This is a genomic window from Nonomuraea rosea (assembly GCF_039539705.1).
Taxonomy (GTDB): domain Bacteria; phylum Actinomycetota; class Actinomycetes; order Streptosporangiales; family Streptosporangiaceae; genus Nonomuraea; species Nonomuraea rosea.
The window spans coordinates 71,770-94,211 of record NZ_BAABDQ010000022.1 but is presented as its reverse complement, the minus strand read 5'-3'; the positions used below and the strand labels follow the sequence as shown (position 1 = coordinate 94,211).

The window sequence follows — 22,442 nt, the reverse complement described above, 5'->3', positions numbered from 1 at the left end:
CCCTAGCGCACGCATGGTGTTTTCCCAGGTCAATGCGGGTACGAGCACGGGAGCCGCCGCGCGCCGGGCGTTCGAGCTGTTCGAGAACAAGGTGCTCACGCCGTAGAAGCCGGAAGGGTCGCGATGATCGGTCACCTCGTGGACGGCGTCAGCGGCGCCGACCTGGGCGCGGCGCGGATGCAGATGGCGCTGTCGCTCGGCTGGCACATCGTGCTCGCCTGCCTGGGGGTGGGCATGCCGGCCATCACGCTGCTCGCCGAGTGGCGCGGGCACCGCACGGGCGACCTCCACTACCGGCTCCTGGCCCGCCGCTGGGCCAGGGCGCTGGGCGTGCTGTTCGCGGTCGGCGCGGTGTCCGGGACGATCCTGTCGTTCGAGATGGGGCTGCTGTGGCCGGGGATGATGGGCGTCTACGGCGAGGTCATCGGCCTGCCGTTCTCGCTGGAGGGCATCGCGTTCTTCATCGAGGCCATCTTCCTGGGCGTCTACCTGTACGCCTGGGACCGGCTACCGCCCGTCGCGCACCTGCTGACCGGGATCCCGATCGTGCTGGCGGGGGTGGCCAGCGCGTTCTTCGTGGTCGCCGCGAACGCCTGGATGCAGCAGCCCGCGGGCTTCGACACCGAGCATGGCCGGATCGTCTCGGTCGATCCGTGGGCCGCCATGTTCAACCCGGCCACGCCGTCCCAGACCGTGCACATGATCCTGGCCGCGTTCATGGTCGCCGGGTTCAGCATGGCGAGCGTGTACGCCGTCGCCATGCTGCGCGGCCGGCGTGACCGCTACCACCGGCTCGGCCTGCTGCTCCCGCTGACCGTGGCGGCGATCATCACCCCGGTCCAGATCGGCGTGGGCGACTGGGCCGCCCACTTCGTCGCCGAGAACCAGCCGGTCAAGCTCGCCGCCATGGAAGGGGTGTTCGAGACCGCACGCGGGGTCCCGCTGCACGTCGGCGGCGTCGCGATCGACGGCGAGATGCGGTACGCGCTGGAGATCCCCAACGGCCTGTCACTCCTGGCCCACTGGAACCCGGACGCCGAGATCACCGGGCTGAACGCGACACCGCCCGCCGACCGGCCGCCGGTCAACGTCGTGCACTGGGCGTTCCAGATCATGGTGGGCCTGGGGTTCGCCCTGCTGGTGCTGGCCGCCTGGCTGGCCCTGGCCTGGAAACGCAGGCGGGACCTGCCGGGCTCGCCGTGGTTCCTGCGCGCGGCGGCCGTCTCGGGCGTGGCCTCGGTGCTCGCGCTGGAGTCGGGCTGGGTGGTCACGGAGGTCGGGCGGCAGCCGTGGATCGTGTACGGCGTGCAGCGCACCGCGCAGGCGGTCAATCCGGCGCCCGGCCTCGTGTACGGGTTCGTGCTGGTGGCAGCGGTGTACGCGGCGCTCACGGTGGCCACCGTCTACGTGCTGCGCCGCCTGGCCCGCGACGTGCCGGTGCCGGTCGCGCCGCAGGAACGCGACGTCACCGGCTACAAGGTGGTGTGAGCATGCCGTTGCCGGAGATCATGCTCGTGGTGCTGTGGGCCGGGCTGACCGCGTACGTGCTGTTCGGCGGCGCGGACTTCGGCGGCGGGATCTGGGACCTGCTCGCCGGCGGCGCCACGTCGGGGTGGCGGCAGCGGGAGCTGGTGGAGCACTCGATCGGCCCGGTCTGGGAGGCCAACCACGTCTGGCTGATCTTCGTGATCGTGGTGACGTGGACCGGTGTGCCCTCGGTGTTCGCGGCGATCGCCTCCACCCTCTACATCCCGCTCACGCTGGCGGCGCTCGGGATCATCGGGAGGGGCGCCGCGTTCGCCTTCCGCAAGGTCTCGGGCAAGCTGTGGCAGCGGCGGCTGTTCGGCGGCACGTTCGCCTTCTCCTCCGTCGTGACCCCGTTCTTCCTGGGCACGGTGGCCGGCGCGCTGGCCTCCGGCCGGGTGCCGCCCGGCATCGCCACGGGCGACCTGGTGCGGAGCTGGGTCAACCCGACGTCCGTGACGGCGGGGGTGCTGGCCGTCGGCGTCGCCGCCTACCTGGCCGCCGTCTACCTGACCCGGGACGCGGAGCGCACCGGCAAGCCGGACCTGGCGGAGGCCTTCAGGCGGCGCGCCCTGTGGTGCGGCGCCGTGGTCGGGGTGCTGTCGGCGGCGGGCCTGCTCGTCCTGCGCGCCGACGCGCCCGGCCTGTTCGCCGAGCTCACCTCGGGCCGGGCGCTGCCGCTGCTGGCGCTGTCCATCGTGGCGGGGCTGGCCTCGCTCGTGCTGCTGTGGCGGCGCGCCTACCTCGCCGTACGGCTCACCGCCGCGCTCGCCGTGACGGGCCTGCTGTGGGGGTGGGGGGTCGGGCAGTATCCGTCCCTGCTGCCCGGCGTCCCGCTCGCCGACGCGGCGGCCACCGACACGGTTCTGGCGGCGACCCTGGGCTCGCTGGCCGTGGGCGCGGTCCTGCTGCTGCCGTCGCTGTGGTGGCTGTATGCGACCTTCCAGCGCGAAAGGCCCGGCGGAACGGCCTCGTGACCCGCCGGCACTCGTGACCCATCGGCCCTCGCGAGCTGCCGGATCAGCGGATGACGGCTGCGGCGACCTGCAACCCGATCCCGTCCAGCACGCGGTCCAGGCCATGGCGGAAGCGCTCCTCCGGCGGCAGGTGCGCGGTCCCGGACTCCAGCAGGGTGCGGTTGAAGTGCGGATAGGCGCCCGACTCGACGACCTGCCGCACGTACGGCCCGATGTAGTCGCGCTTCCACTCCTCCGGGCTCAGACCGGTGGAACGGGCGTGCTCCAGCCAGCCGATCTCGCGGCGGACCGCGCTGTGGACATAATCGTCCAGCATGCCGACGAAGCCGGCGATCTCGTCGATGCCGAGGCCGAGCCCGTCGAACGCGCCCAGCGCGAACTCGTGCACGCGCAGGAGCTGCGGCCCCAGGGTCGGGCGGCCGGTGAGCAGCCCGGTCAGCCAGGGATGACGCAGACCGGCGGCGCGCGACCGGCAGGCGACCAGCGAGAGGTCGGCGCGCCAGTCGCCCGAAGGCCGGCCGGGCAGCTCGACCTCGCTCATCACCAGATCGATCATGAGATCGAACAGGTCGTCGCGCCTCGGCACGTACCGGTAGAGCGACATGGCCCCGGTGCCCAGGTCGTGCGCGATCCGGCGCATCGTCGCGGCCTCGGCCCCCTCGGCGTCGGCGATCCGCACCGCCGCGCGGGTGACCTGCTCCCGGCTGTAGCCGGGCCGCCGCCCCGGTCCTGATCGCTCCAGGCGTTCCGGGCGCAGCCAGATGCTGGTCAGCTCGTCGTCCGGCAAGCGCCTCCCCCTTCGTTTGCGTACATCGTACCTGAATGATTAGAGTCCATTTCGAGTACGAAGTACGCGAAATAGGAATGGGTGATCGGCATGACCACGTTGAGCGGCAAGACGGCACTGGTGACCGGTGCGAGCCGAGGGATCGGCCGGGCCATCGCCACCCGGCTCGCCCGCGAGGGCGCCCGGGTCGGCGTCCACTACGGCGGCAACGAGACGGCGGCGAAGGAGACGGTCGCGGCCATCGAGGCGGCCGGCGGACAGGCCTTCGCCCTCCGGGCCGAGCTGGGCGTGCCGGGCGACGCCGAGACGCTGTGGGCGGCGTTCGACGAGCGGGCCGACGGCCTGGACATCCTGGTCGGCAACGCGGGGATCCTGGGCGATCAGGCCGGGATCGACGGCGTGACCAGGGAGGGCTTCGAGCGGCTGTTCGCGGTCAACACGACGGCGCCGTTCTTCGTCACCCAGCTCGCCCTGCCCCGGCTGCGGGACGGTGGCCGGATCATCACGATCGGCACCATGCTGACCCGGGGCATCTCCTTCCCCGGGGCCATCGAGTACGCGATGTCCAAGGCGGCGCTCGACGTGCTCACCACGGCGCTCGCCAAGCAGGTGGGGGCGCGCGGCATCACCGTCAACATCGTGGCGCCCGGCGTCATCGACACCGACATGCACCAGGGGCGGCTGGTCGGCGAGGCCAGGGACTGGCTGTCGTCGCTGTCACCGCTGGGCCGGCTGGGCGTCCCGGAGGACATCGCCGGCACGGTGGCCTTCCTGGCCTCGGACGACGCCCGTTACATCACCGGGCACCGCCTGGACGTCTCGGGCGGCACGACCGTCTGACCGGGCGACCGGTCCATTCACCCGGCGTGGGCCGCGATGATCCGCGCGCACTCCAGGGACTCGGTGCGCGTGGTGTCCACCTCCAGGTCGTAGACCACGCCCTGATGGGCCACCTCGGCCTGCAGCACGGCCATGCCCGGGACCCGGTCCCCGCGGGCGATCTCACGGCCCGCGGCGACGGCGCTCTCGCACCTGACGCCCACCCACAGCACGTCCAGCCCGGCCAGCGCCTTCTGCCACCGCTGCTGGGACCCCGCTCCGCCGAGAAAGACCTCATCGACGATGACCCGGGCGCCCGCGCGGGCCATCGCGGCGACCCCCTCCACCCAGGCCGCGTCCAGCGTCCGGAAGTCCGGCCCGACGCTCACCTCGCCGTCGGGAGAGATCGTGATCCCCGCCTCCGAGATCTGCAGGGACGTGGGCATCGCCTGGATCATCGTGTCGATCCCGACGGCGAGCCAGGGATCCGGCAGGATCGCCTGCAGGCAGCGGGCGATCCCGGACTTGCCCGAGCTGGATCCGCCGTTGAGCACGATCACCTGAGTCTTCACCGCCTCACCATAGAGGCGGCCCTGACAAGATCCCAAGCGTATTTCCGTGGCCGTCAGCGGGGCCTGAGCCGGCGGGCGGTCTCCAGCCAGCCGGTGACCTCGGAGGCGGCGAAGTGACGGATGGCCCAGTCCACCATGCGCAGGCTCATGTGCGCCCAGCAGACCAGCGCCACCGCGTCCGACTCCGCCTCCGGGACCTCCGTGACGAGGTGCGGGGCCCTGCGGGCGAGGTCGAACCGGAGCGTGAACAGGTCGAAGTCGCCGTGCCCCCGGGTGGCGCCGTCCCAGTCGATCACGCCGGTGACCGCGCCCGACTCGTCGACCAGCACGTTCTCCGGGTGGAAGTCGGTGTGGACCAGGTCGTCGCCCTCCAGGGTGTCCGGGACGGCCCGGCCGATCTCCTCCACCTCGCCGAGCAGCCGCCGTGTCCGCCCGTCGTAGTCGCGCAGCGGGCCGTGCAGGCAGAAGCCGGGCCCGTCCGCGCGCAGGTGCAACGCGAGTCCCGGCAGGTCGGTCCGCCCCGCGAGCAGGCCGCGGCACCGGCGGTTGACCTCGGCCATCGAACGCACGGTCGCCGCCGTCGGCGCGTGCGCGACGGCCCCCGGGAGCAGCTCCTGGACCACCACCGGCGGATGGACCAGCTCGTACGCCGGGGCGGGGACCCCCGCCGCGCGCGCCGCCGACAGCAGCTCGCGGACGTCGGGACCTCGGGTGAGCACCGAGCGGTGACCGTCCGGCCAGCGCACGTACGCCGCCCCGACCTGACCGCCCGGGCAGGGGCCATCGTAGGCGAGGGGTACGGGCAGCTCGCTCAGGTGCCGATGGACGTCGAGCCGGGGCACGCGGGGCAGCGTCACGGCGCCGGCACCCCGGTCATCTCGCCGACCGCGCCCGCCGGATCGACCGGCGGCACCTCGATCCGCTGCATGTCCGGCTCAAGTCGCACCCCATCGACCATGGGCAGCACCCTACTCACCGCATGCCCTCCACTCGTGCACCGCGGGCAGCGGGTCGACGCCTGGGCCGGGTCGCTGCTCAGGGACGAGGTCCTGGAGCGGCGTTCGCCGGATGCGGCTCGGGCGGCTGAGCCGCCGTCCTGACCTGGTGGAAGACGATGATCGCGGCGACGGCGCAGAGGACGGCCGCGGCCCAGAACACCGCCTCGATCCCCGCCGTCGCCCCGAGCGTGCCGGCCAGGGCCGCGCCCACCGGCATCGCGCCGGTGCCGATCAGGCGGCAGGCGGCGTTCACGCGGCCCAGCAGGTCCTCGGGGATGAGCCGCTGCCGCAGCGAGACGGCGATGACGTTGGTGATCGAGTTCGCCGCGCCGAGCCCGGCCGCGGCCACGAAGACCGCCCACGGTACGGGGGCCAGCATCGGCACGAGCAACAGGGCGGCGTTGGCCAGGGTGACCGTGCCCAGCACGCGGGTCTCGCCCGCGAGGGCGGCCAGCGGGGCGGCGAGCACCGAGCCGAGCACGGCTCCGACGGCGAGTGTGGTGGCCAGCAGGCCGTAGGTCCCAGGTGTGAGGCCGACCCGGGACTGCGCGCCCACCACCCAGAGCACGAACACCGCGAAATAGGCCCCGTTCGCCAGGTTGCTGACGCCCGTGAACGCGGCCAGGCCGCGCAGCGCGGTGTCCCGGCCCAGGTGGCGCAGCCCGTCGCGGATGTCGCCGCCCAGGCCGCCGCGGGTGGCCTGCTCGACCTTGAAGCGTCCGCGCATGCCGAGCAGCAGCAGCGCCGACACCGCGTACAGCACCGCGACCGTGCCGAAGACCAGCGACGCGGCGAGCCCGGCCAGCACGCCGGCCAGCGGGGCGCCGAGGAAGTGGTTGCCGAGGGTCTGCGCGGCCGTCAGCCTCCCGTTGGCCGCCGCGAGCCGGTCGCGGCCGACGGTCATCGGCAGCACCGACTGCGCCGAGGTGTCGGCGAACACCTCTCCCGCTCCGGCCAGCAGCACGGCCGCGATCAGCAGGGGCAGGCTCAGCACACCCAGCCAGGCGGCGATCGCGGCCCCCGCCAGCGTCACCGTACGCGCCCACGCGGCCCAGACCATGATCGCGCGCCGGTCGTGGCGGTCGGCGAGCGCGCCCGCGGGCAGCGCCAGCAGCAGCCACGGCAGCGTCGCCGCGGCGCTCACCAGCGAGACCAGGAGCGGGGAGCGGGTGAGGGAGACGGCGAGCAGCGGGACGCCCACCAGCAGGACGCCGTCGGCGAGGTTCGACAGGCCGGCCGACGCCCACAGGAAGTGGAAGCGCCGCCCGAGCGAGGGCCCCTTCACGGCCTCTCCCCCGGCTTCGCCGACGTGTCCCCCGGGACCGCCGTCGTGTCCCCCGACTTCGCCGACATGTCCCCCCGGACCGCCGTCGGGACAGCCGGAAGCGCCCGCCCCGCCTCCCGCAAGGGGGCGTCGGGGCGGAGCAGTTCGGCGAAGGCCCCGACGGCGCGGTCCACCGCCTCGGCCGGCACCCCCGCGTGCGTGACGGCGCGGATGCGGCCGTGGCCGAGCTCCTCCACCCGCACGCCCAGATGGCGGGCTGCCTCGATGAACGACCGGGTCGTGTAGCGCTCGTCGCCGACCCGGAAGAACACCATGTTGGTACGCGGCGGCCCGGGATCGAGCAGCACCCCGGGCAGGCCGGCCAGGCCGCGGGCCAGGCGGGCCGCGTTCTCGTGGTCCTCGGCGAGCCGGCCGGTCATCTCGGTGAGCGCCACGATGCCGCAGGCGGCGATGACGCCCGCCTGCCGCATGCCGCCCCCGAGCAGCTTGCGCATCCGGCGCGCCGCCGCGATCGTCGCGCGGTCGCCGGCGAGCACCGATCCGATGGGCGCGCACAGTCCCTTGGACAGGCAGATCTGCACCGTGTCCGCGTGGCGGGCGATCTCGGCGGGAGTGACGCCGAGCGCCGTGGCGGCGTTGAACAACCGGGCGCCGTCCAGGTGCAGCGCGGCGCCGTGCCTCCTGGTCAGCTCGGCGACCTCGGCCAGGTGGCCGAGCGGCAGCGGCAGGCCGCCGCACCGGTTCTGCGGGGTCTCCAGGCTGACCAGCGCGGGCAGGGCGAACTGCGGATCGGTACGGTCGACCGCCAGCGCCTCCTCCAGGTCCGCCAGATCGATCGTCCCGTCCGGCAGGTTGGGCAGCGGCTCGTACACGATGCCGCCGCACATCGACGCGCCCCCCGCCTCGTACACGTAAATGTCGGACTCGCGGCCGACGATCGCCTTCGCGCCCCGCGGGCACTGCGCGAGCAGGGCCGTCAGGTTGGCCATCGTGCCGCTCGGCATGAGGCAGGCGGCGGCCTTGCCCAGCAGGCCCGCCGCCAGCTCCTCCAGCCGGGCGACGGTGGGGTCCTCCCCGTACACGTCGTCGCCGAGCGGCGCCGCGACGGCGGCTGCCAGCATCGGCGGCGTCGGAAGGGTGAAGGTGTCGCTGCGCAGCTCCACGTAGCCGCCGTCGCCGTGGCCGGCGGCGACGGGTTCGCGGTGATCCTTCAGGGTCGTCATGGGATTCCGATCGTCGGGTCGAGGAGGAGCTGGAGGCTGCCGAGCGCGCGCTCCAGCGCCAGGTCCAGCTCGATGTGGGTGGCGGCGTGCGCGATGGCGTAGCCCAGCCGGTCGTAGCTGCTGCGCGGCGGGCGTACGCGGGCGCCCGGCGCGGCGGTGATGGTGACCGCGTCGACGCCGGGCACGGCCAGCGCCTCCGCCACGCCGCCCACGTGGCGGAGCACCGCCTCCCGCTCCCCGAGCCCTTCGGGGGCGAGCAGGAACGCGATCCCGGCGGGCGAGAACGACAGGGGGCACGGCCTGAGAGGCAGGCCGGCGGCGGCCCGCAGGTGCGCGTCGAGCAGGTCGAAGCCGCAGGACCGGGCGATGACCTCCGGGATCATGCCGCCGGCCGGGCGCGCGTTGATCTCCACGACGTAGCCGCGGCCGTCGATGAGCTTCATCTCGATGTGCGTGACGCCGTGCGTGATCCCGACGACGTCGAGGGCGCGGCGGGCGGTGTCCAGGAGCACGGCGCTCTCGTCCCTGGCCAGCACCGCGGGGAACACGTGGCCGCGTTCGACGAAGTTGGGCGGGCTGGTGAGCCGCTTGGCCACGATGCCCACGCACTCGTGCCGCTCCCCCGTGCTCAGCATCTCCAGGCTGAACTCGGGACCGTTCAGATAGCCCTCCACCAGCGCGGCCCGCGCGGCCGGCTGGCCGCGCACGTTCGTGGTCGTGGACACCACGGCCTCCGCCGCGGTCACCGCCTCCCGTGCCGTCGAGCAGAGCACCACGCCGAGCGAGCCGGTGTCGTCCACCGGCTTGACCACGCACGGCAGCGCGATGCACGACAGCGCGAACAGCACCTGCGTCCTCAGGTCGCGGCCCGCCCCGACCAGCCGGAACACCGGCGAGGGCAGGTGGGCGGCGGCCAGCAGGCGCCGCATCGCGCCCTTGTTCCGGCACGCGGCGACCGCGTCCGGCGGGTTGCCCGGCAGTCCGAGCTCGGCGGCGGCTCTGGCGGCGGTGGTGACGTAGAACTCGCTGGTGGTGGTGACGCCCGCGAGGTCCCCGACCTGGGCGGCCAGCTTGGCGGCCAGGCCGTGTTCGTCGTTGGTGTCGCAGGTGACGATCCTCGCCCCGGTCGCGGCCAGCCCGTCGTAGCGGGACGGGTCGGCCGTGGCCAGCACCGGGGTCAGGCCGAGCGCGGAGGCCTTGGCGAAGGCGCGCATGCCGGAGCCGGTGGTGTTCGATTCGACGAAGACCAGGTTCATGCATACTCCCGTTCGCGGCCGAGCGTGGCGTAGGACCAGGTGACGGCCGTGTCCGTGAGGCCGATCCGGTGCGGGCCCGCGGGCGGGCGCAGGTTCGTCATGCCGTGCGCGGCCCGGTACTCGGGGTTGTAGATCGTGTGCGCGTACCGGTCGCCCCGGTCGGGGAAGATCACGACCACGGTGGCGTCCGGTCCCAGCCGGCCGCTGAGCCAGCGGGCCACCAGGTAGGCCGAGCCCGAGCTGTTGCCCGCGAACACCTTCTCCCGCGCGGCCAGCTCCAGCGTGGCGGCGAACGCCTCCCGGTCCGACAGCCAGTGGACCTCGTCGATGACCGAGAAGTCGACGTTGGCCGGGACCAGGCTGTTGCCCAGCCCGCTCTGCAGCCTCTTGGGCACGTCCGGCTGGCCGAAGATGGCGCTGCCGGCCGCGTCCACGGCGACCACGCGCAGGTACGGGTTGCCGCGCCGCAGCACGCGGGCCGTGCCGCAGAGCGAGCCGCCGCTGCCGACCGCGCCGACGAGCACGTCCACGCGGGGCAGCTCGGACTCCACCTCGCGGGCCAGGGCCTCGTACGCGGCCGGGTTCTGCGGGTTGTCGTACTGCCGGGGCCAGAACGCGCCGGGGTTCTCGGCCATCACCGTGCGCAGCCGTTCGAGGCGGGCGCTCTGCCAGCCGTTCGCGGTCATGGCGGGCACCACGTCCAGTGTCGCGCCGAGCGCGTCCAGCTTGGCCGCGGTGATCGCGTCCATCCGCGGGTCTGTGACGATGTGCACCCGGTGTCCCAGGTAGCCGCCGACCAGCGCCACCCCCATGGCGAGCGTCCCGGAGGAGCTCTCCACGATGAGCCCGCCGTCGCGGAGCGTGCCGTCGGCCTTGGCGGCCAGGATCGACTGCTTGGCGACCCGGTCCTTCATGCCGTAGGGGTTGGCCAGCTCCAGCTTGGCGTAGACGTTCGCATCTTGGAAGGCGTCGCCCGCGGGGCGCAGGCGGAGCAGCGGGGTGCGGCCGATGGCGTCGATGGCGTCCGTTCTCAGTGTCATCGAATCTCCTTGAACGTGGAGACCCCCGCCTTCAGGCGTGGGAGAAGTGGTCAAGGTTTGCTCGTGCTCCTGCAGACGATGAGCGGCCGGCCCAGGCCTGCCAGCTCCTTGAGCGCGCGGGCGAGGTTCGCGCCGTGGCGCGGGTGGTCGCGGGCCAGGAGGATGCCCAGGCAGGTGCCGCTGTGCCCGACGACGGTGCCCAGGCCGCCGACGGCGCGGCAGATCTCCTCCACCTCGGCGAGGTGCGGCTTGGGGTTGAACGTCTGGAACAACCGGGCGCTGGCCGCCGAGACCCGGCCGACCGCGGCCAGGTCGCCGTCCCGCACGGCGGCCGTCAGCTCGTCCAGGAGCTGCCCGTAGCGGTCGGCCCAGTGCGGGGGGATGGGCTTGCGTGACCGGTTGAAGGCGATCGTGTCGACGCTCTCCCCGTCGTCGATGCCGGCGATGGTGAGCTGCGGGAGCGCCCCCATGCGACGGTGCAGGCGCACCTCGCGGTGGAAGAACGCGGTGATGCCGGGGTGCATGACCCCGTCGGACGGCTCGATCTCGGCCATCATGCGCTGCAGCAGCCGGTTGGGCAGGTGCAGCCGGAAGGCGGCGTCCATCGCCCGTGCGGTGGCCACCAGGTCGGCGGTGGAGCTGGCCATGCCCTTGCCTTCCGGCAGCGCGCTGTTGATCATGAGCCAGCCGCCGGTGTGCGCTCCGTAGTGCGCCAGGATGGCGGTGGCCAGCCGCTGGGACTTGGCCTTGTGCGGGGGCGAGACGATGACCTGGTCGAGCTGGGGGTCGGGCTCGAAGGCGGCCTCCACGTAGAGGTCCACGGGGAAGGTGACGAGGAAGTCGGTGCTCGGCCGCAGGATGCCCTGGAGCAGCTCGCCGAACGTGCCGGGCGCGCGTCCCCTGCCCACGCCTCCGGCCCGTCCCGGCCGCGCGCCCGTGCCCGCCAGCAGGTGGATGGTCATGAGTGGCCGCCCTTCTTCGAGCGGGTGGCCGAGGGGCCGCCGGGATCGGTGCGGGTGGCCGCAGGGCCGTCAGGATCCGTGCGGGTGGCCGCAGGGCCGTCGTCCTCCGTGCCGGTGGTGCGGAGCCAGGCTGTGCGGAGCCGTTCCGACTGGGCGGCGGCGGTGGCGTCGGCGGATCGCAGGCGGGCGGCGACCCCGGCCAGGAGCGCGTCCACCCGGTCGGGGCGGGTGGAGCCGCTGGTGACGCGGCGGTCGAGGCTCGCCCCCGCGTCCAGGTCGGCGTCCAGGTCGGCGCGCAGCCGGTCGGCGTCCACGTCCAGCTCGTATCCGGCGCGGGCGCAGGCCGCGGCGAGGTCCTGCGCGGTGAGCCGGTCGGGTGTCAGCTCCGTGTCGTCCCCGAGCCGCCGCGTGGCCGCGGCGATCCACGTGCCCACGATGACCTGCGCCGTACGGGCGGGGATCGCGTGGTCGAGGGTCAGCCGGTTCGCGACGGTGGAGGCGGTGGACAGCTCGGCGCGCGCCACGCGGGACGCCCGCCCGGCGCGGAACCGGACGCCGGAGATCACCAGGTCGACGAGGCCGAGCATGGTGTCGCAGGTCGTGAAGAGGTCCTCCAGGAAGCGGGTGCTCTCCTTGGAGACCTCCACCAGGTTGGTGTAGCCGGTGTTGCGCTGCCCGATCATGAGATCGACCGCGAGTCCGGTGAGGTGGCCGGTCAGGCCCCTGGCGCGTTCGAGCACGGGGAAGTTGCGCTTGTGCGGCATGGCCGAGGAGATGCCCGCCAGCTCGTCGGGCAGGTCGATGAAGCGGCAGCTCGCCCCGCTCCACCAGATGAGGTCGGTGAGGAAGCGGCTCAGCGTGGTGCCGAGGACGGCCAGCTCGGCGGCCGAGCGCAGGACCCAGGCGCGGGAGGCGACCGAGGTGAGCGCGTGCGGCTGCGGGGCGGCGAAGCCGAGGGCGAGCGCCAGCCGGTCCCGGTCCCAGGGCAGCTCCAGGCCGGCCATGGCGCCCGCGCCGAGCGGGCTCAGGTTCACGGCGCCGATCAGGGCGTGCAGGGATTCCGCCGCCCCGGTGACCGCCTCGGCGAGCGCGGCCAGGTAGAAGCCGAACGTGATCGGGTGGGCGGTCTGGTGCTGGGTGTAGCCGGGCATGAGGGACCGGGTGTGCTCGGCGGCGACCCCCGCGGTGGTCCTGGCCAGTGTGCGTACCGACTCCGCGGTGGCGAGCAGCCGCTCGCGTCCGAGCATGAGCTGCGCGCACGCCTGCACGTCGTTGCGGCTGCGGTCCACGTGCCAGGCGGGCGCGGCGTTCGCGGGCAGGCGGGCGTGCACGCTGCGTTCCAGCGCGAACAGCGGGTCGGACATGGCCGCCGTACGCTCGGCGGCCACGTCGTCCGGAGTCAGGTCCAGCACGATCCGGCGGATGCGCGCGGCCGTGGGGGCGTCGATCAGATCCATGCGGGCGTACTCGCCGAGATGGGCCAGCTCGATCCAGGTGTAGTGCCGCAGCAGGCAGCGCATCTCCCAGTCGAACCGCCTGGCCAGCACCGCCTCGTCGATCAGCGCGGCGGGGGCCCGCTCTATCCGTCCTGTCGGAAGCATGAGCCCAACGTGCCAGGGCGGGAAGCCCCGGACCAGGAAGAATGACCGGCGATATCGCCCCGGTAACCCGGGCAATGCCGCGGCGAGGGCCGCCGATAACACCGCCTGCGTACGGTTGCCCCATCTTGATCGTGACGGGAGGACCAAGTGACGGCCGCCTTGTTGTCCGACAGCCAGAGATTCGCTCAGCTCCTGCGCACCCACCGGGACCGGGCGCGCCTCACCCAGGAGGAGCTCGCCGAACGCGCCCGCATGAGCGTGCGCGCGCTGCGCGACCTCGAACGGGGACGTACCCGCTTCCCGCACCGCACGTCGATCCGCCGCCTGGCCCTGGCTTTGGAGCTGACCGGGCAGGACCGGCTGACCTTCGAGACCAGCCCGCCGCGTGCGCCGGTCGCCCCGTACGCGTCGCCGCGCGCGTGGGAGCCGCCCGCGGTGAGCGACACGATCGTGCTGGGCCGGGTGCCGTTGCTGCGCGAGGTCGAGGACACCGTGTCCGCGGCCTCCGGCGGCGGCGATCCGGCCGTGGTCGTGGTGACGGGCGCGCCCGGGGTCGGCAAGACCACGTTCGCCGTTCAGTGCGCCCACATGCTGCGGGCCCGGCTGGGGGTGGTGACCCTCTACGTGGACCTGCGCGACGACCGGCGCGACCGGGACGAGCTGCGCGCCGCCGTACGTCAGGAGCATCTCGACCGGATGCTCCGCGGCCTGCGCTGCCTGCTGGTGACGGACGCCGTCACGTCGGCCGACCGCGTGCGCCCGCTGCTGACGCTCGGCTTCACCGGCGTCATCGTGGCCGGCGGCGAGTCGCTGCCCGGCCTCGCCGCGACCCGCCGCGTCCGCCTGGAGTTCCCCAGATGACGGACATCCGGGTCCTGCTGTGCAACCCGGAGCGGCTGCTCAGGACGGCGTTGAAGGCCGTGCTCAACGCGGATGCCGGCATCAGGGTCGTCGGCGAGGCCGACGACGGGTTCGACGCGGTGTCGAAGGCGCGCGGGCTGCGCCCGGACGTGGCCATCGTGGACGAGGCGCTGTCCGGGCTGAACGGGATCCAGGTCACCGAACGGCTCAGCGTCGACTCGCTGGCGGGGCAGGTGCGCAGCATCTTCCTGACCGAGCGGCCCGACGCCATGTTCGAGGCGGTCCAGGCGGGGGCCAGCGGGTTCCTGCTGCGCTCCAGCGATCAGGACGAGCTGGTGTGGGCGATCAGGGCGGTCGCGATGGGCGAGGCGTTCCTCGCGCCGCGGGCGGCCAGCATGTTCCTGCGCCGCTTCCGCAGCCGGGGGCTGTGGCAGCACGCCGCCAAGGCGGTCGAGGTGCTGACCGATCGGGAGCGCGAGGTGCTCGTGCTGGTCGCCGACGGGCTGAACAACACCGAGATCGCGGCCAAGCTCTTCGTCAGCGAGGCCACGGTCAAGTTCCACATCTCGAACGTGCTCAGCAAGCTCCAGGTGCGGGACCGCCTCCAGGCGGCCGTGTACGCCCACAAGGCCGGCGTGGTCTGACCCCGGCGTCATCCAGCCCGCCCGGTTGAGGGCCGCCCACCTGCGGCCCGCCCTCCCGGGGGGCCGTTCACCTGTGTCCGCCCGGCTGAGGGCCGTCCGGCTGAATCCGTCCGGCTGAGGTCCGCACGCTTGGGCGAACCGGGTGACGTGCCTCGTCACCCGGTTCGCCCAACGGCACCGTCATCTCGCCAGGAACGGGACGATCTGGTCGGCGCACGGCGGGCGCAGCAGGTCGTGATGCTCGCCGTGGACCACGTGCACGTCCAGGTCCGCGGCGACCCTGCGCCAGCCCGCGAGCTGCGCGGTCCGCACCCACGCCGGATTGCGGTCCCCGGCCAGCAGCGTGACCGGCCCGTCGTAGGGCTGGGGCCGGTAGTCGCTCAGGCCGCGCAGCCCGTCGCGCCAGAGCCGCAGCAGCCCCGGCCCGTACGCCTGGTAGTACGCGGCCACCTGATCGGGGGTCATGCCGAGCCCGTCGAAGATGCCGATGTCCGAGGCGAGCAGCAGCCGCCTGGCCGCGTCGCCGTCGAGCACGGTCACGCGCTCGATCAGCTCCTCCAGCTCAAGGAGGTCGTCGAGCAGTTCGAGCATGAGGGCGTCGGGGAGCACGGAGTCGATCAGCACCACCCGGCCCACCGGGCGCCCGAGGTCGCGCAGGCGTCTGGCGGTCTCGAAGGCGAGCACGCCACCGGCCGACCAGCCGGCCAGCGTGACCGGGTGGCCGGGCGCGGGGTCGAAGGCGGCGATCTCGCGCGCGTAGCGGTCGGCCAGGTCGGGGAGCGACCCGGTGAACACGCCGGATTCGAGCGCCTGGAGCCCGTACACCGGCCGGCGCGCCGTCAGGAGCGCGGCCAGGCTCGCGTAGCAGTGCGCGGAACCGCCGAGCGGGTGCAGGCAGTAGATCGGGGCCGCCCCGGGCAGCGGGCGCGCGCCGCCGAGCGGGATGATCACCGGCGCGTCCGCGGCCTCGTGGCCGGCCATGCGGTCCAGCACGTCCGCCGGGTCCGGCAGCGCGGCGCTGACCAGGCGGGTGACGTCCGCCGGGTCCGGCAGCGCGGCCGTGACCAGGCGGGTGAGGCCGCTGAGCGTGGTGTCGGCCAGGAAGCGCCGGAGCTTGACCCGTACGCCCAGGTGCTCTTCGACCTTCGCCATCAGGCGGACCGCGCCCAGCGAGTCGATGCCGCGCCCGAACAGGTCCTGGTCGGCGTCCACGTCGTCGAGCCCGGTGCCGAGTATGCCCGCGACCAGGTCGGCGATCTGCCGTTCGATGCCCATGCGGGCCCGGCGCGGCGCGCCGGGGGACGGCGCGGGCGGCTCGGGCAGCGCCGCGCGGTCCACCTTCCCGTTCCTGTTGAGCGGGATCTCGGGCAGCAGCACGTACTGGGCGGGCAGCATGTGCTCGGGCAGCCGCCGGGCAAGCGCCGCGCGCATGACGGCGGGCGTGGCGGTGCCGACGACGTACGCGACGAGCCGCTGCCCGCCGCCGGGGGCGGGTGCGGCCACGACGACCGCCCCTTCCACGCCCGGCACCTCGTCCAGGGTGGCCGCGATCTCCCCGAGCTCGACCCGGAACCCCCTGATCTTGACCTGGTCGTCCAGCCGGCCGAGGAACTCGAACTCGCCGTCGGCGCTCAGCCGGCCCAGGTCGCCGGTGCGGTAGAGGCGCGCGCCGGGCTCGCCGTACGGGTCGGGGACGAACCGCTCGGCGGTCAGCCCAGGCCGTCCGTGGTAGCCGCGCACGACGCAGGCGCCGCCGATGTACAGCTCGCCCGACACGCCCATGGGCACGGGGCGCATGGCGGGGTCGAGCACGTACATCGTGGTGCCGGGGATCGGCCTGCCGATGGGGACGAGCTCGCCGCTGACCGGTCCTGTCACGGTGTGCACGCAGTTGGCGACGCTGGCCTCGGTGGGGCCGTACTCGTTGAGCAGCACCGGCGGCGGGTCCAGGGCCTGCCAGAAGGCCAGCGCGCGGCTGGGGAACGCGTCGGCCCCCACGACCAGCACCCCGGCCAGCCCGGCCGCCTGCCCGGCGTCGAGCTGCCCGGCCAGCACCTCCAGGTGGCCGGGGGTGAGCTTGACGAACCCGTACGGCCGCGCCGACAGCCCCTCCCCCAGCTCGTCCAGCTCCGTGCCGGACGGCAGGACGTGCACCGATTGCCCGACGACCAGCGGCGTGAACAGGTTCGGCACCACCATGTCGTAGGCCACGGAGGAGAACAGCGGCGCCCCGCCCACCCCGCCCGCGGCGTAGGCGGCCACGCACCAGTGCAGGAAGTTCACCAGCCCCCGGTGCGGGACGAGCACGCCCTTGGGCCGCCCGGTGGACCCGGAGGTGTAGATGACGTACGCGAGATCGTCCGGCGAGGAGCCGGCCGGCGGCCCGGCCGCGGGCGCCGCGGCGACGGCGGCGGCCAGCTCGGCGGCGTCGCGCAGGACCAGCATGGCCCCGGAGTCGGCCACCATGTGCTCCAGCCGTTCGGCGGGCAGCGCGGGGTCGAGCGGCAGGTACGCGGCCCCGGCCTTCCACACGCCGAGGAACGCGGCGACGAGCCAGTCAGAGCGCTCCAGGCAGACGCCGACAACGCGCTCGGGCCCGGCGCCGCGTGCGCGCAGCCAGTGCGCGATCCGGTCGGACCGCTCGTCGAGCTCGCGGTAGCTGAGCCGGACGTCGCCGAAGGTGACCGCGGTTGCCTGCGGGGTCAGCCGGGCCTGGCGGGCGAAGAGGTCGTGGGCGCGCAGGTTCAGCGGTCCGAGGGGGGCGGGGCCGCGGGAGGCGTCCAGGACGGCGGCGCGCTGGCCGGGCGGGAGCAGCTCCAGGGAGCCGATCGGCCGGTCGGGCGCCTCGGCCAGCTCGCCGAGCAGGTGCAGGAACGCGTCCGCGAGCCGCTGGGCGGTGCCGGGCTCGTACAGGTCGCTGCGGTAGGTCAGGTGACCGGCCAAATGGTCATTCGCGGGCATCAGCGACAGGGCCAGGTCGTACTTGGCGGCGGTGTCGGGGAACGCGAACGGCTCCACGGCCAGCTCGCCCAGCCGGGTGCGCGCGGGGACGCCGGCGTGCAGCTCGTACAGCACCCGGAACAACGGGGTACGGCCGCCGCCCATCGCCGGGCCCAGCATGGAGTAGGGCAGGTGCTGGTGGGTGAGCGCGTCCAGGCAGCGGGCGCGGGTGCGGGCCAGCAGCTCGGCGAAGGTGGGGTCGCCGGACACGTCGCCGCGCATGACGACGGTGTTGAAGAACGCGCCGATCACATGCTCGGCGCCGGGCACGCCGCGGTTGGCGACGGTGCTGCCGACCGCGATGTCGTCCTGGCCGCAGTAGCGGGCCAGGAACGCGGTGAAGGCCGCCAGCCCGGCCATGTACGGCGTGACCCGCGCCCGCCGGGCCACGGCGGCCAGCGCCGAGGTCACGCGGGGCGGGACGGTGAAGCGGATGATCGCGCCCGCCGAGCCGGGCTCCGCGCCGGGCGGGCGGTCGGTGGGCAGGTCGAGCGGCGGCATCCCGGCGAGCGTGCGCCGCCAGTGGCCGAGCGCGGCGGACAGGTCGGCCTGTCGTTCGGCGGCGACCACGTCGGCGTGGCTGGCGGGCAGCGGCGGCAGCGGGTCCGGCGTGCCGTCGAGCGCGGCGCGGTAGAGCACGTCCAGCTCGGACAGCAGCAGCCCCACCGACCATTCGTCGACGGCGATGTGGTGCACGGTGAGCAGCAGCACGTGGTCACCGGCCGCGAGCCGGGCCAGCGTCGCCCGCAGCACGGGGCCGCGGGCCAGGTCGAACGGCTCCCGCGCGGCCCCGGCGGCCAGCGTCCTGGCCTCCTCCTCGCCGGCCACCGGCCGTACGGGCAGCTCGACGGGCCCGGGTGCGAGCACGGTCGCGACCGGGTGGCCGTCGCCGGCGGAGTAGACGGTGCGCAGCACTTCGTGCCGGGCCACGACGCCGGTCAGGGCGCCGGCCAGCGCGGCGGCGTCGAGGGGGCCGCGCAGCCGCAGCGCCAGGCACACGTTGTACTCCACCGCGGCCGGATCGACCTGGTGGTGCAGCCACATGCGCTCCTGCGCGAACGACAGGCGCGACTCAGGCGCTGTGACGGTCACCGTCCACCTCCAGCATGCCGGTGACCACCTCGGCCAGCTCGGCCACGGTCGGGTAGGTGAACACGTCGGCCACCGGCAGATCGACGCCGTAGCGGGCTCTGATCCTGGCCACGATCCTGATCGCGACCAGGGAGTGGCCGCCCAGCTCGAAGAAGTCGTCGTCAGGACCGACGTCGTCGAGCGCGAGGAGCACTTTCCAGTCCTCGGTCAGCACGTCACGGACGGTGCTCATCGCGCTCTCCTCGCCACGCCCGCCGGCTCGACCTGGGCGGTCGAGCCGGGCACCGGCCTGGCCAGGTCGGCGTCGACCTCGACAATCTTGTTCAGGCCGTTGACGTGCACGACGCGCGGCCGGTGGGCGGTCAGCTCGCCGGGGGCGTACTGGCCGTAGGAGATCAGGATGACCAGGTCGCCGGGCGACACCAGGTGCGCGGCGGCGCCGTTGACGCCGATCACCCCGCTGCCCCGCTGGCCGGCGATGACGTACGTCTCCAAGCGGGCGCCGTTGGTGATGTCGACGACCGCGACCATCTCGCCTTCGAGCAGGTCGGCGGCCTCCATCAGCTCCTCGTCGACCGTCAGCGAGCCGACGTAGTGCAGGTCGGCGTGGGTGACTGTGGCGCGGTGGATCTTCGACTTGAACATGGTGCGCAACATTGCGGTCCTTCGCTCAGGTGAGAGGGGCCGGGGACACCGCTGAGAGCGGCTGCAGCGGATCACGCGTCGCCGCTCTCAGCAGGTGTATCCAGACATCCACCAACCCTTCGACGGTGGTGCCGTCGAAGAGGTCGGTGTTGTAGGCGACCTCGCCGATGATCGAGTCCGGGGTCTCCGCGACCGAGCAGACGAGGTCGGCGACCGTGGTTCTGGCCGCCAGATCGATGGGGGTCACCGTCAGCTGCGTGAGCCGCACGCCTTCCGCGCTGGTCAGCGCGCTGATCGGGACACCGTTGAAGATGACGTTGAAGAAGGGCATGCCGCCGCGGTCGCGCGGCGGGCGCAGGGCCCGTACCAGGCGCTCGAACGGGATGTCCTGGTGTGCGTACGCCCCGTGCACGACCTGCTTGACCCGGCCGAGCAGGTCGGCGAAGGAGGGGTCGCCGCCGCAGTCGGCGCGCAGCACGAGCATGTTGGCGAAGAAGCCGATCATGTGCTCGGTCTCCGGCCTGGTCCTGCCGGGCACGGGCGAGCCGACGGCCACGTCGTCCCGGCCGCTCGCCTGGGCCAGCATGGCCTGGAAGCCGGCCAGCAGGGTCGCGAACAACGTGGTCCCGGCGTCCCTGCTGAGCTGCCTCAGCCGTTCGGTGAGCGGCTCGTCCAGCAGGAACGAGGTGCGGGCGCCGGTGAAGGTCTGCATGGGCGGGCGCGGCCGGTCGGTCGGCAGCACGAGCCTGGTCAGCCCGGCCAGCCGGTCGCGCCAGTAGGCGAGCTGGCTCTCGTCGCCCGGCTCCGACCGCTGCCAGGCGGCGTAGTCGGCGTACTGGGCGGGCGGCTCGGGGAGCACGGCGGGCCGGCCGGACAGCGCGGCCTCGTAGAGCGTGCCCAGTTCCTGCCAGAACACCTGCTCGGACCCGGCGTCGTACGCGATGTGGTGGATGACCAGGGAGAAGACGTGCTCGTAGTCGTCCAGCCTGGTCAGCCGCGCCCGCAGCGGCGCCTCCTTGGCCAGGTCGAACGGCGTGTCCCAGTCGGCGCGCAACGCCAGGGAGGCCGACTCCTCGCGGGAGATCCGGTCCGCCCCGTCGGCGATGCCGAACGCCAGACGCGGGCCCTCGTCGTCGATGCGCACCTCGGGGATGCCGTCGGCGCTCTCGACGTACCGGGTGCGCAGGATCTCGTGCCGCGCCACGAGCCGGTCGAACGCCGTGCTGAACGCGGCGACGTCGAGCCGCCCGCTCAGCCGGCACGCGGTGGGCACGTTGTAGGCGGTGGAGCAGGGCGCGAGCCGGTGCAGGAACCACAGCCGCTCCTGGCTGAAGGACAGCGGCAGCGGCCGGTCGCGGGAGACACGCGGCAGCGCGGGCGTCTGCTCGGCGCGGCTCTGCTCGACCTCGCCGGCCAGCTCCTCCAGCGTCTCGGCGGAGAACAGCAGGTAGAGCGGGAACTCGATGCGCAGGTCGTCCTGAATCCTGAACATGACCTGGGTGGCCAGCAGCGAGTTGCCGCCCAGCTCGAAGAAGTTGTCGTCCAGGCCGACGTGCTCGACGTCGAGCACGTCGGCCCAGATCGCGGCCAGCGCCCGCTCGGTGGCCGAGACCGGCTGCCGCCCGGGGGGCGGGCCGCTCACGGCCGGCTGCGCGGACTCGGCCAGGGCCGCCCGGTCCACCTTGCCGTTCGGGGTGAGCGGCACCCGTCCGATCGGCACGATCTGCGCGGGGATCAGGTACGACGGCAGCTCCTCCGCGAGGTGGGCCCGCAGCCGCGCCGGATCGGCGTCGCCGCCCACGACGTAGGCGATCAGCCGCCCCTCTTCGACGACGGCCACCGACTGGCGTACGCCGGGATGGGCTTCCAGGGCCGCCTCGACCTCGCCCAGCTCGATCCGCACGCCTCGGATCTTGACCTGGTGGTCGCGGCGGCCCAGGAACTCCAGGGCGCCGTCGGGGCGCCGCCGCCCCATGTCGCCGGTGCGGTACAGCCGCGAGCCCGGCGGGCCGAAGGGGTCGGGCACGAACCGGCCGGCGGTCAGCGCGGGCTGCCGGTGGTAGCCGCGGGCCAGGCCGATCCCGCCGATGTGCAGCTCGCCCTCCTCGCCGTCGGGCACGGGCTCGCCGTCCTGGCCGAGCACGTGCACGGTGTTGCCGGTGAAGGGGGCGCCGATGGACACGACGGGCCCGGCGTACGGGTCGTGGGGGTCGTAGGTGTGCAGCGTGGAGTCGATCGAGACCTCGGTGGCGCCCCACTGGTTGTGCAGGCGGCACCCGTACACGCCGAGTTGTTCGTGGAAGGCCAGCGCCAGGGGCGCGGTCAGCGCCTCGCCGCTGGAGATCACGTGCCGCAGGCTCGGCAGCGGCGGCAGCCCGGCGCGGCGGTGCGCCTCCAGGAACAGGCTCAGCATGCTGGGCACGAACTGCGCCACCGCGGCGTCGAAGCCGCGCACCGCGGCGAGCAGCGCGACCGGGTCCTTGTGCTCGCCGGGCGGCAGGATCGCCACGGTGCCGCCCGCCGACAACGGCCAGAACACCTCCACGGCCGCGTCGTCGAAGCTGAGCGTGGTCTTGTGCAGGACACTCTCCCCCGGTGCGAGGCGGTGCTCGTCCTGCATCCAGCGCATGCGGTTCACCCAGCCGCCGTGCGTGCTGGCCACGCCCTTGGGCGTGCCGGTCGAGCCGGAGGTGTAGTAGATCGACACCAGGTGGTCGTCGCGCACGCCCGACTCGATCGGGGTGGCGTCGTTCGCGCCGATGGCGGCACTGTCGCGGTCGAGCAGGACAGCGGTGGCGAGGTCGTCCGGCAGCAGGCCGGCCAGCGCCTGCTCGCCCACGCACACCGGGGCGCCGCTCTGGGCCACCATCAGGCGGACCCTGGCCGCGGGGGTGCCGGGGTCGATCGGCAGGTACGCGCCGCCCGCCTTGGCCACGCCCTGCAGCGCGACGACGAGGCCGAGACCGCGGTGCACGCACACGGCCACGGGGGTGTCGGGGACCACGCCGAGCCCGCGCAGGTGGCGGGCGAGCCGGTTGGCCCGCTCGTCGAGCTCGCGGTAGGTCAGCCGGCCGCCGCCCGCGTCGACGACCGCGACGGCGTCGGGGGTGCGCGCGACCTGCGCCTCGACTAGTTCGTGCAGTCCTGGCACGGCTT

At 73.8% G+C, this 22,442-nt stretch carries 19 protein-coding genes; 5 read left to right on the top strand and 14 right to left on the bottom strand.

The genetic code is table 11. The features are described from left to right. Nucleotides 1-123: 123 nt before the first annotated feature. Both ABEA43_RS39280 and ABEA43_RS39275 read left to right on the top strand, forming a co-directional pair. Complete coding sequence (locus tag ABEA43_RS39280; RefSeq protein WP_345570124.1) at nt 124-1,488, top strand: cytochrome ubiquinol oxidase subunit I; 1,365 nt, start codon at nt 124-126, stop codon at nt 1,486-1,488. A gap of 2 nt (nt 1,489-1,490) precedes the next feature. Continuing rightward, on the top strand, nt 1,491-2,501 hold the full coding sequence (locus tag ABEA43_RS39275; protein ID WP_345570122.1) for a cytochrome d ubiquinol oxidase subunit II: 1,011 nt from the start codon (nt 1,491-1,493) through the stop codon (nt 2,499-2,501). Nucleotides 2,502-2,544: 43 nt separating this feature from the next. Here ABEA43_RS39275 and ABEA43_RS39270 read toward each other — a convergent pair whose 3' ends face one another. Continuing rightward, nucleotides 2,545-3,288: a TetR/AcrR family transcriptional regulator C-terminal domain-containing protein gene (locus tag ABEA43_RS39270; RefSeq protein WP_345570120.1), complete on the bottom strand. Its 744-nt coding sequence runs from the start codon at nt 3,286-3,288 to the stop codon at nt 2,545-2,547. A gap of 90 nt (nt 3,289-3,378) precedes the next feature. On the opposite strand from ABEA43_RS39270, the gene ABEA43_RS39265 reads away from it, so the two are divergent. Further along, entirely contained in the window at nt 3,379-4,128 is a 750-nt protein-coding gene (locus ABEA43_RS39265; protein ID WP_345570119.1) for an SDR family NAD(P)-dependent oxidoreductase, read from the top strand. 17 nt (nt 4,129-4,145) lie between these two features. Here the strand turns inward: ABEA43_RS39265 and cpt are convergent, their stop codons facing one another. The 9 genes from cpt to ABEA43_RS39220 are packed head-to-tail and all read right to left on the bottom strand — an operon-like array spanning nt 4,146 to nt 13,044. Beyond that, entirely contained in the window at nt 4,146-4,679 is a 534-nt protein-coding gene (cpt, locus tag ABEA43_RS39260; protein WP_345570117.1) for a chloramphenicol phosphotransferase CPT, read from the bottom strand. A 53-nt stretch (nt 4,680-4,732) separates the two neighbouring features. Next, a complete protein-coding gene (locus ABEA43_RS39255) occupies nt 4,733-5,536 on the bottom strand; it encodes a phosphotransferase family protein (protein ID WP_345570115.1) in 804 nt (267 codons plus the stop codon). Then, a complete protein-coding gene (locus ABEA43_RS39250) occupies nt 5,533-5,655 on the bottom strand; it encodes a hypothetical protein (RefSeq protein ID WP_345570114.1) in 123 nt (40 codons plus the stop codon). Before ABEA43_RS39250 ends, ABEA43_RS39255 begins: the two co-directional genes overlap by 4 nt. A gap of 59 nt (nt 5,656-5,714) precedes the next feature. Continuing rightward, nucleotides 5,715-6,962 carry an MFS transporter gene (locus ABEA43_RS39245; protein ID WP_345570113.1) on the bottom strand — a complete coding sequence of 416 codons (1,248 nt, stop codon included), beginning with the start codon at nt 6,960-6,962 and terminating at the stop codon, nt 5,715-5,717. After that, nucleotides 6,959-8,185 (bottom strand): GntG family PLP-dependent aldolase, encoded by a 1,227-nt coding sequence (locus tag ABEA43_RS39240; RefSeq protein WP_345570111.1) that lies wholly within the window; start codon nt 8,183-8,185, stop codon nt 6,959-6,961. The genes ABEA43_RS39245 and ABEA43_RS39240 overlap by 4 nt, the downstream gene beginning before the upstream one ends. Beyond that, nucleotides 8,182-9,441: an ATP-grasp domain-containing protein gene (locus tag ABEA43_RS39235; protein WP_345570109.1), complete on the bottom strand. Its 1,260-nt coding sequence runs from the start codon at nt 9,439-9,441 to the stop codon at nt 8,182-8,184. The genes ABEA43_RS39240 and ABEA43_RS39235 overlap by 4 nt, the downstream gene beginning before the upstream one ends. After that, nucleotides 9,438-10,481, bottom strand: coding sequence for a PLP-dependent cysteine synthase family protein (locus ABEA43_RS39230; RefSeq protein ID WP_345570106.1), 1,044 nt, complete (start codon nt 10,479-10,481; stop codon nt 9,438-9,440). Before ABEA43_RS39230 ends, ABEA43_RS39235 begins: the two co-directional genes overlap by 4 nt. Nucleotides 10,482-10,531: 50 nt before the next feature. After that, a complete protein-coding gene (locus ABEA43_RS39225) occupies nt 10,532-11,443 on the bottom strand; it encodes a GHMP family kinase ATP-binding protein (protein WP_345570104.1) in 912 nt (303 codons plus the stop codon). After that, nucleotides 11,440-13,044 (bottom strand): argininosuccinate lyase, encoded by a 1,605-nt coding sequence (locus tag ABEA43_RS39220; protein WP_345570102.1) that lies wholly within the window; start codon nt 13,042-13,044, stop codon nt 11,440-11,442. The genes ABEA43_RS39225 and ABEA43_RS39220 overlap by 4 nt, the downstream gene beginning before the upstream one ends. Before the next feature lie 147 nt (nt 13,045-13,191). Here ABEA43_RS39220 and ABEA43_RS39215 point away from each other — a divergent pair, with 147 nt between their 5' ends. Beyond that, complete coding sequence (locus ABEA43_RS39215) at nt 13,192-13,905, top strand: helix-turn-helix domain-containing protein (RefSeq protein WP_345570101.1); 714 nt, start codon at nt 13,192-13,194, stop codon at nt 13,903-13,905. Next, the gene (locus ABEA43_RS39210) at nt 13,902-14,549 is read left to right on the top strand and encodes a LuxR C-terminal-related transcriptional regulator (protein ID WP_345570099.1); all 648 of its coding nucleotides are present in this window, start codon (nt 13,902-13,904) and stop codon (nt 14,547-14,549) included. The genes ABEA43_RS39215 and ABEA43_RS39210 overlap by 4 nt, the downstream gene beginning before the upstream one ends. Before the next feature lie 180 nt (nt 14,550-14,729). On the opposite strand, the gene ABEA43_RS39205 is transcribed toward ABEA43_RS39210, so the two are convergent. The 4 genes from ABEA43_RS39205 to ABEA43_RS39190 are packed head-to-tail and all read right to left on the bottom strand — an operon-like array spanning nt 14,730 to nt 22,437. Next, nucleotides 14,730-18,641: a non-ribosomal peptide synthetase gene (locus ABEA43_RS39205; RefSeq protein ID WP_345570098.1), complete on the bottom strand. Its 3,912-nt coding sequence runs from the start codon at nt 18,639-18,641 to the stop codon at nt 14,730-14,732. Then, on the bottom strand, nt 18,622-18,873 hold the full coding sequence (locus ABEA43_RS39200; protein ID WP_345570096.1) for a phosphopantetheine-binding protein: 252 nt from the start codon (nt 18,871-18,873) through the stop codon (nt 18,622-18,624). Before ABEA43_RS39200 ends, ABEA43_RS39205 begins: the two co-directional genes overlap by 20 nt. Beyond that, a complete protein-coding gene (gene panD, locus ABEA43_RS39195) occupies nt 18,870-19,298 on the bottom strand; it encodes an aspartate 1-decarboxylase (RefSeq protein WP_345570094.1) in 429 nt (142 codons plus the stop codon). Before panD ends, ABEA43_RS39200 begins: the two co-directional genes overlap by 4 nt. Before the next feature lie 13 nt (nt 19,299-19,311). Beyond that, the gene (locus tag ABEA43_RS39190; RefSeq protein WP_345570092.1) at nt 19,312-22,437 is read right to left on the bottom strand and encodes an amino acid adenylation domain-containing protein; all 3,126 of its coding nucleotides are present in this window, start codon (nt 22,435-22,437) and stop codon (nt 19,312-19,314) included. Nucleotides 22,438-22,442: the final 5 nt, after the last annotated feature.